Raw genomic sequence first — 8,977 nt, 5'->3', positions numbered from 1 at the left:
CGTCCTCGGGTCTACTTGGGATGCAGATACAGGGGGCAATGGCAATATTCGCGGTGAATTTGAAGCGGATATTGAAACTGGCTGACTAACTAAATAGAGAACTTCCCATGAAAAAAGCGGCACCTCCCGGAAAATCCGGATCAGGTGCCGCTTTTTATTTCGCCAGTCAATAGAACTTGCTGAATAACCTAGGTTATTCAGTGGCCTCAGCGATGCTTCGGCTCTTTTTTTGTGGGTCTTTGGTAGGTATTGTTCATTATTTGTACAGAACGATCGGGTATTATCGACTAGTTAGGTGAAAATTCGAGTTTTATAGGAAGTGATCGTCGAAATGGCACGATTCGATTGGGAAACGGCATTAAGGAAGCGCAGGACGAGAATCGTCGGCTACCTGCTCTGGGGCATGTTCGCCATCGGAGCGGGGTTGGTCGTCTACCACTATATGGATCTTAATGCCCAGATGTCGAAGCAACACAAGTTATTGGCCGATTGGAGCACGGAAGTTCGGCAGTGGGGCGGATATGAGGCGAGGCCGGCGGACGCGTCTGCGGATGCGGGAAGCTCTAAGCCCGCGGCGACCGTTCCGTTGCCCGAATGGCAGGACGTGGACGGGCAAGCGATGCTGGGTTCCGTCGTCATTCCGTCGATCGACCTCGAGGAGCCGATCGTCCGCGGGGCGGACGACAAGACGCTGCTGCTCGGCGCCGGCGCCGTCGTGGAGAACCGGCTGCCCGGGCAAGACGGCACGAACTTCGTGCTGGCGAGCCATCGCAGCCGTACGTTCGGGCGCCACTTCAACCGGCTGGACGAGCTGAAGCCCGGCGACGCGGTCGAAGTCGAGACGACGGCCGGAACGTTCCGCTACGTCGTCACGGAGACGTCGCTCGTGCTTCCGGACGATCTGTCCGTGCTCGAGAATGCCGGCGAAGCGTCGACGTTGACGCTCATTACCTGTCACCCTATTCGCAACCCGACGCACCGGTTGATCGTGAAGGCGGAGCTTCAACCTGCCGCCGCATTATCGAATTCGTAAGAGGAGTGAGTTAATGTGATGAAAATTATGAAATCGTTACTCGCGGTGGCGCTCTGCGTCGTTCTGCTATGGGATAGCCGGTGGCTCGCCAAGCCGTCGGTGAACGCGGATTCGGACGCAACGAACGGCATTATTCTGACGATGGACGCCGATTCGCCGATCGTCGATACGGGGAAGGCGTTCACTTACGAAATCAAGTTCAGTTTCTCGAGCCTTGCGGTCAACGGTATCAACTTCAACGCGCTCGAGCTGAATTTGCCTCTCCCCGCAGGGGTGCAATATTTGGGTTACGTGTCTATTCCGGTCATTACAGGCGTGACGAGAGGCGGTCCGGGTACGGTCGTCGACGGTACGCTCACCGGCGAGACGTTGAAGTTCGCCTTCAATACGACGACTCCTCCGGCCGAAGGAGATTCTTACACCTTACAGGTAAACGCGAGATACGTGCCTTATGTAACGCTTGATGGCACAACGACGACGACTGCGGCGACGATGACGCAAGGCGGCGTCGAGCGAGATCGTTCCGCGGACGTTACGGTCGAGGCGAACGCATCCTCGGCTTGGGCACTTGCCAAAAGTATGGTGTCGCCGCGAGTGACACCGATGGTAGGCGGCAACGTGCAGTACGAAATTCTGTTCAACAACACGAATTCGACATCGGAGATCGGTCAGTTAGATATCGAGAACGTGACCCTGACCGACGATCTGCCGGACGATTCCATCTTCGTGTCCGCGAGCGGCGGAGGGACGTACGATGCGGGAACGCATACGGTAAGATGGACGCCTTCAGGTACCATGCGTCACGATACGCGTTATTACGTGACCGTCAACTATCCTTCTCCGACGTTCGATCTTGTACCTTCGGTAACGAATACGGCGATCGTCACTTACACGGAACTCGGCAAACCCGCGGTTCTGACAAGAACGGATAACGTCACGCACGGGTTCCAGGTTACCCCACAGGATAACGGCCTAGGGGGCATATTCTACAAAAACCGCAACACGCACCAACGCGAGATTTCCAAGGGTCAAGACGTGACGTTCACGATCGGCGGCTTCCACAACTATGCAAACGTGCCGTTGACGGACGGAAGCATCGTGGATTTGACGCCAACGGTGGATACGGGGGGGACGCCTGTCGACTTCGACGTCAAGTCTGTCCAGACTGCGACGTTCCGCGATGCGCCGAGCGTAACCTATTCGGTCTATTACGCAACGAATGCGCTCGCCGATGACTGGACGCTCTGGAAGGACGTCGACAGCGAAGTCTCCGAGTCGTTGGACGCTTCTTTGATCTCTCCCGCACCCTCGAAAATTACAGGACTGAAATTCTCGTTCGGAGGCGCTCTGCCCATCTCGTTCACGCAGACGTCCGATTTCGCGATTACATACACGCTAGACTCCGCGTATTCGGTGAACGTCGCGGGTCAGCAGGTCATTAATACCGCGACCGCTTATTACACTTACGAGGGTTCAACGAAGCATTTCGACGACACGGCCGACGTCTATCTATGGGGCAATCGGCCTCTCGTCGAATTGACGAAGACGAAGCTAGGCGGTTCGTCTTTCTCGCCGGAACAGGAGATTACGTTCCAGATTCGCGTACGCAACACGGAGCTGTCGAGCGATTTATTCAACAATCCGATCGTCATGGACGAGCTCCCGGAATCTCTCGATTACGTCGCGAACTCCGCTAGCATCGTAGATTCGAGCCCGGGACTGTTGAGCGTCGGCGCGTTGGCAGACCCTTCGAATACCTCGTTGCCCGGCGACAAAAGACTGCTCCGATGGACTTTCTCGCCTTTGTCTATGGCAACGAATCAGTATTTCACGATTCAATACAAGGCTAAGGTGAAGAAGTTCGCTACGCCGGGGACGTATATCAACTATGCGGAAGTAACGTCGAATGCGAATCCTTATTTCAACGATTACTGGTTCGACCTGAAGACCGATACGGCGGATCACGATGGCGACGGCAGCATGACCGACAAGCTGATTCGCGATGAAGAGCAATTCACGGTTAACCAAGTGGCCGCTCTCGGCTCGTTCAAGCGGGTGCGCGGCGAACTGGACGGCGATTGGACGATCGGCCAGCGCCCTGCCGGCTGGCAGACCGGAGACCCGGATCCGCTCGGCAGAACCGTCTCGGGCGGTCGCGTCGACTATAAGCTGACCGTATACAACAAAGGCAATGTGCCGCTGGATAACATCGTTCTCGTGGACGTGCTGCCGAAAATCGGAGACGAAGGCGCGTTACTCGGTGCACGCGGCACGACTTGGAACACCGTGCTGACGGATGCTCTGCCTGCGGGGACGGATTACGTCGTCTGGTATTCGACGGATGACCATCCGAAAATGACCGGCGGCGCATGGGATACTGTGCCCCCGGCCGACTTGACGACGGTAACGGGGTTGAAATTCGTATTCACGCCGTCCTACGTACTGGCTCCCGACCAGAAAATCAACATCGTCTGGACGATGAAAGCGCCGGTAGGTACGCCGGTAGACCAGATCGCTTGGAACTCGTTCGGCCAACAAGCGTCGATCGCCGGAGGCGGCAGCGCGCTCGCGCCGGCGGAGCCGCCGAAGGTCGGCATACACATTAAGGCAGATCCGAAGGTCGCCTTGGGCAACTACGTCTGGATCGATCTTAACAAGAACGGCATCCAAGACGAAGATTTGTCCAAATGGGGCGTTAACGGCGTACGAGTCGAACTGCGGTATACGGATGGCACGCAATACTATAAAACCTACGCGGACGACGGCGTTGTCGATAACGTTCCGATCTTCACGGTGACCGGCGACGATCAGAATGGGAATCCGGGCTATTACAGCTTCCCGAACTTGAATCCCGGCAACTACAGGGTCAGATTCACGCTGCCGAACGCGTTGCCGATGGACTACGAATATAGCTACGGTACGAACGTCGCGAACCGAATTACGGCTTGGACGCTGAAGGAGACGGGCGGAGATTCCGTTGCTAGACTCGAACGTCGGCGGTACGTCCGGCGTGCCTGAGATCGGTGCTTCTGTCATAACGGACACGTTCGTGCTCGGCGCGACGGACGACGTGTCGATCGACGCCGGCCTCTATCCGCCGCTCGGCGCGATCGGCAACTACGTCTGGGCCGATACGGACGGAGACGGCATCCAAGACGGCGGAGAGCCGGGTATCGCCGGGGTCGAAGTGCATTTGCTCGATCAATCCGGCAATCCGGTGTTAGACGCGCTTAGTAATCCGATGATCGAGACGACGGACGGTACGGGGTTCTACGAATTTACCGATCTGCTGCCCGGCAATTATCGCGTCCAATTCCCGGAGAAGGTCGGCACGGCCGGCAACGAGAAAATTATTACCTTCAAGTCTCATACTAGCTCGACGCCGCTCAACGACTCGAATCCGAACGCGAACGGCCGTACGGACGTCATCGCGCTTCAACTTGGCGAGATCAACCATACGATCGACGCGGGCTACGTGGAGCCGGTCGAGCTTGGCGATCTCGTCTGGTACGACGGGGATTACGACGGCGTACAAGGAGGAGCTTCGGATACGCCAGCATCCGGTATTACCGTGCGGCTGCTTGACGGCTCGAACAACCCGGTGAAGGCAGCGGACGGCACGACCAACCGTACGTTCACGACGGCTGCGGACGGCGAGTATTTGTTCGATTACCTGCTGCCGGGCACGTATAAGGTCGAGTTCCAACTGCCGGCGGGTTACGGGTTCACTCGCAAGGATAGAGGCGGGAACGATACTCTCGATTCCGACGTGAACCGGACGGCGAACTTGTCGCCGACGGTGCAGACGAGCGGAAGAACGGACAATTACGTGCTGACGACGCCGGGCACGTCCAATCTGACCGCGGACGCCGGACTCGTCCAGCTCTCTTCGCTCGGCGACCTCGTCTGGGTCGACCGCGACGCGGACGGCGTACAGGACGGCGGCGAATCGGGCGTCTCGGGCGTGACGGTTAGATTGTATTATGCCGAAGACGCTTCGCCAGCGACCGTATATCGGACAGCGACGACTTCCGGAACCGGAGCGTATGCATTCAACAACCTGTACCCGGGTCATTACACCGTCGAAGTCGTACGTCCGGCCAACTACCTGTTCTCGCCGAAGGCGCAAGGCGGCGACACGGCGACCGATTCCAACGTGAACGTGCCCGGCTCCGCTTCTACGACGAACGCGCAGACCGATCAGATCACGCTCCCGCCGGGAACGAACGATACGACGATCGACGCGGGCTTGATTCCGCTCGCCGCCGTCGGCGACTTCGTCTGGCGCGACGTGAACGACGACGGCTTGCAGAGCGGGGGCTTAGAGACAGGCGTTAGCGGCATAACGGTAACCCTGCTCGACGATAACGGCGATCCGGTATCGCAGAACGCCTACGGCCAAGCGATCGCTCCGATAACGACGCCGGCGAACGGTTCCTATCGGTTCGAATATCTGCTGCCAGGCGACTACACGGTGAAGTTCGAACTGCCGACCGGCACGAAGGATTGGTTCACGACGGCGAACGCGAATGCGAACGCCAACGATACGACCGATTCCGACGCCATCGAGCAGACGGATAAGAAGATCGCGCTCGCCGACGTCACGCTCGCCTACGGCGACAACAATACGACGATCGACGCTGGTATCCATAAGCTCGCGGCGCTCGGCGATCGCGTATGGCTCGATGCCGACGGCGACGGCGTGCAAGATGCGGGAGAGAGCGGCTACGACGGTATCGAGGTCGCGCTGTACAACGCGGCGGGGACGACGCAAATCCTTCTCGACGCCTACGGCAACGATATTAGCAACGTGACTACTGCTGGCGGCGGCTTGTACAAGTTCGAGAACCTGCTGCCGGGCACGTACCGGGTCAAGTTCTCCGGCCTGCCGGCCTTCTACGAATTCACATTGCGGGCGAGCGGCGCGGCGGGTACCGACTCCGACGCGGATCCGAACGATCTCGTCCCAGCGACGTTCGGTATGACGCAAGCGGTAACGCTCGCATGGGGCGAAGAGAACTTAACGCTCGACGCGGGTATCGTCACGAGGACGCAGATCGGCGACTTCGTCTGGTTAGATCTCGACGGCGACGGCGTGCAGGATGCGACGGAACCGGGCATCGAGGGAGTGACCGTGCATCTGCTCAACGGCAACGGCGATCCCATCATCGGCGTCGGCGGCGTACCGTATACGCGGACGACGGACGCGGATGGCGAGTACTTGTTCACGAACCTGTGGCCGGGGGACTTCAAGGTGAAGTTCGACCTGCCTAGCGACTACTACATCTTCTCGCCTAGCTTCTCCGCAAGCGGAACGACGGCGACGGATTCGGACGCCGATACGACTACGGGCGTAAGCGGCACGATCACGCTCTCGTCCGGCGACGACATCCGCACGATCGACGCCGGCCTCGTCGAGCTCGTCTCGGTCGGAGACCTGCTGTGGGACGATCTTGACGGCGACGGCGTTCGGGACGCGGGCGAGCCGGGTTATGCCGGCGTAACGGTAAGTCTGCTCGATAACGCGGGCAACCCGGTGCTCTCGGGAGGCTCTCCGATAACCGACACGACGGACGCTTCCGGCAACTACTTGTTCGAGAAGCTGATTCCAGGCACGTACAGAGTGAAGTTCGACCTGCCAACGGGGTATATGTTCTCCGCCCTGCACGCGGCAAGCGCAACGGCCGCGACCGACTCGGACGCCGATCCGTCGACGGGCATCACCGCGGCGGTCTCGCTGCCGCCGGCGACGCATGACATGACGGTCGACGCGGGCATCGTCAAGCTGGCGACGCTCGGCGATACGGTATGGATGGACCGCGACCTGGACGGAATCCAGGATAGCGACGAGTCGGGCGTTCCGGGCGTAACCGTCTGGTTGCTGGATACGGTAGGAACGATCTTGCGCACGACGACGACCGACGCGTCCGGCAAGTACGAATTCGCGAACGTCGTGCCGGCAACGTATCAAGTGCAATTCGACGCGGTCGCCGGGTACGTGCGCACGCAGCAAGGAGCGGGAGCGGATACGGGCGCGGATTCCAACGCGGACGTCGCGTCCGGCCGCACGGCCAACGTTACGCTGATTCCGGGCGAGGTGAACCGGACGATCGACGCCGGTCTCGTCAAGCTCGTGAAGCTGGGCGACACGTTGTGGCTCGATAACGGCAGCATCGGCGCGCAAGAAGGCGAAGCCGCCGCGGCGGCCGTCTCGGGCGTAACCGTTCGGCTGCTAGATACGAACGGCGACCCGATCCTGTCCGGCGGTACGCCGGTAACGACGGTCACCGACGCGAACGGCAACTATTCGTTCGACGATCTGTATCCGGGCTTCTATAAGGTGAAATTCGACTTGCCGGCTGGACACATGTTCACGGTCGGCCTTAAGACCGGCGCAGGCATGACGACGGCGAACGATTCGAACGTCGGCGCGGACGGCTTGTCCGACGCGATCGAGCTCATCGCCGGCAACGACGACCTCACCGTCGACGCGGGCATCGTCGTTCCTGCCTCGCTCGGCGATTACGTCTGGTTCGACCAGAACGGCGACGGCATTCAGGACGCGACGGAGGAAGCCATCGAAGACATCGAGGTCAAGCTGCTGGCAGCCGATGGCACGGTGCTGCGCACGACGACGACCGCGGCGGACGGCTCCTACGGGTTCGCGAACCTCATGCCGGCTACGTACCGGGTGAAGTTCACCGTTAAGCCGGGCTATATGTTCTCGTTGAAAGGTGCCGGAACAGCGTCGACCGGCTCCGATGCGGACATGGACGGCGAAACGGATCCGGTGACGTTAACTCCGGGAGAGCATAACGCGGATATCGACGCGGGCATGCTGCCGCTGCCGATGATCATGTTCGGCAAGCTGGGCGATTACGTCTGGATCGACGCGAACGGCGACGGCTTGCAGGATGCCGACGAGAAAGGCTTGAACGGCGTGACGGTAGAGTTGTACAACTCGCTCGGCGCTCGCGCCGCCACGACGACCACGAAGTACGATTCGGATAACAAGGCGGGCTATTACGTCTTCGATCCGATCTTGCCGGGCAGCTATACGGTCAAGTTCCATGTACCGCAAGGCTACGTCCTGTCGCCGAAGAAGGCGGGCCAAGGCGCGACAAGAGATTCCGACGCGGGCGCGGACGGCAAGAGCGACGTCGTCGCCTTAATGGGCGGCGAAGATATGACGATCGACGCCGGCCTCGTGCCGCTTGGCTCGATCGGGGATTACGTCTGGATCGACGCGGATCGGGACGGCAAGCAAAGCGCATCGGAAATCGGCATGAACGGCGTCGAAGTCAAGCTCTATGATAAGAACGGAACCGAGCTTGCCGCGACGACGACGGCGAACGTATCGTTAACGGGTCCTGGATACTACGCATTCAAGAATCTAACGCACGGCGAGTACGAAGTAAGGTTCTCCTTGCCGGAAGGCTACGCGTTCACGAAGCGCGGTTCCTCCGCTGCGGCGGGCAACGACTCGAACGCGGCGGCGAACGGCGCGACCGCGCGGATCGCCCTCCTGCCGGGCGAGCATAATCGCACGATCGACGCGGGCCTGTACGCTCTCGAAGAAGAGAAGCCTGCCGATCCGGAGCCGAACGAGGAAGGTTCTAACGGCGAAGGCGGCGGGGACAGCGGCCTGGGTAACTCCGGTACGAATGATGGAGGCGAGGAATCGTCTTCGGAAGGCGGACGGGGCGACAATAAGTCGGGGCTCGGCTTGGGCAGAGATAACGGCGTCATGCCGGGCAAGCTGCCGAAGACCGGAGAGCCGGCACCGCTTACTCTTTATCTCGGCTACGCCTTGATCATCGCCGCGATCGCGGGTCTGGCTATCCGCCGGATCGCGATCAAACGATCAAACAACCGATAACGAACGCTAAAGCGACCGACCTCCGGTTCCTAAGGGAACGGAGGTCGGTTTCGCGTTTCAAAGAA

Annotated in this window: 3 protein-coding genes; all 3 read left to right on the top strand. The window is 59.7% G+C overall.

Going from position 1 to position 8,977, the window contains the following annotated elements:
- The first annotated feature begins 331 nt into the window (after positions 1 to 331).
- The 3 genes from ACFQZG_RS21380 to ACFQZG_RS21370 are packed head-to-tail and all read left to right on the top strand — an operon-like array spanning position 332 to position 8,912.
- Positions 332 to 1,033, top strand: a complete 702-nt coding sequence (locus ACFQZG_RS21380) for a class D sortase (RefSeq protein ID WP_378156217.1) — start codon at positions 332 to 334, stop codon at positions 1,031 to 1,033.
- A gap of 18 nt (positions 1,034 to 1,051) precedes the next feature.
- Complete coding sequence (locus tag ACFQZG_RS21375) at positions 1,052 to 4,051, top strand: SdrD B-like domain-containing protein (RefSeq protein ID WP_378156215.1); 3,000 nt, start codon at positions 1,052 to 1,054, stop codon at positions 4,049 to 4,051.
- Positions 4,011 to 8,912 carry an SdrD B-like domain-containing protein gene (locus tag ACFQZG_RS21370; protein ID WP_378156213.1) on the top strand — a complete coding sequence of 1,634 codons (4,902 nt, stop codon included), beginning with the start codon at positions 4,011 to 4,013 and terminating at the stop codon, positions 8,910 to 8,912. Before ACFQZG_RS21375 ends, ACFQZG_RS21370 begins: the two co-directional genes overlap by 41 nt.
- The last annotated feature ends 65 nt before the right edge of the window (positions 8,913 to 8,977 follow it).

The sequence above is a fragment of the Cohnella sp. GCM10027633 genome, assembly GCF_042675445.1.
Taxonomy (GTDB): domain Bacteria; phylum Bacillota; class Bacilli; order Paenibacillales; family Paenibacillaceae; genus Cohnella.
The sequence above is the reverse complement of the archived record's forward strand: the minus strand, read 5'-3'. Positions and strand labels throughout refer to the sequence as shown.

What these genes read in the sequence shown, in the direction of transcription:
- ACFQZG_RS21380 (WP_378156217.1), top strand. Translation starts at nt 332, where the DNA reads ATGGCACGATTCGATTGGGAAACGGCATTAAGGAAGCGCAGGACGAGA.
- ACFQZG_RS21375 (WP_378156215.1), top strand. Translation starts at nt 1,052, where the DNA reads ATGAAAATTATGAAATCGTTACTCGCGGTGGCGCTCTGCGTCGTTCTG.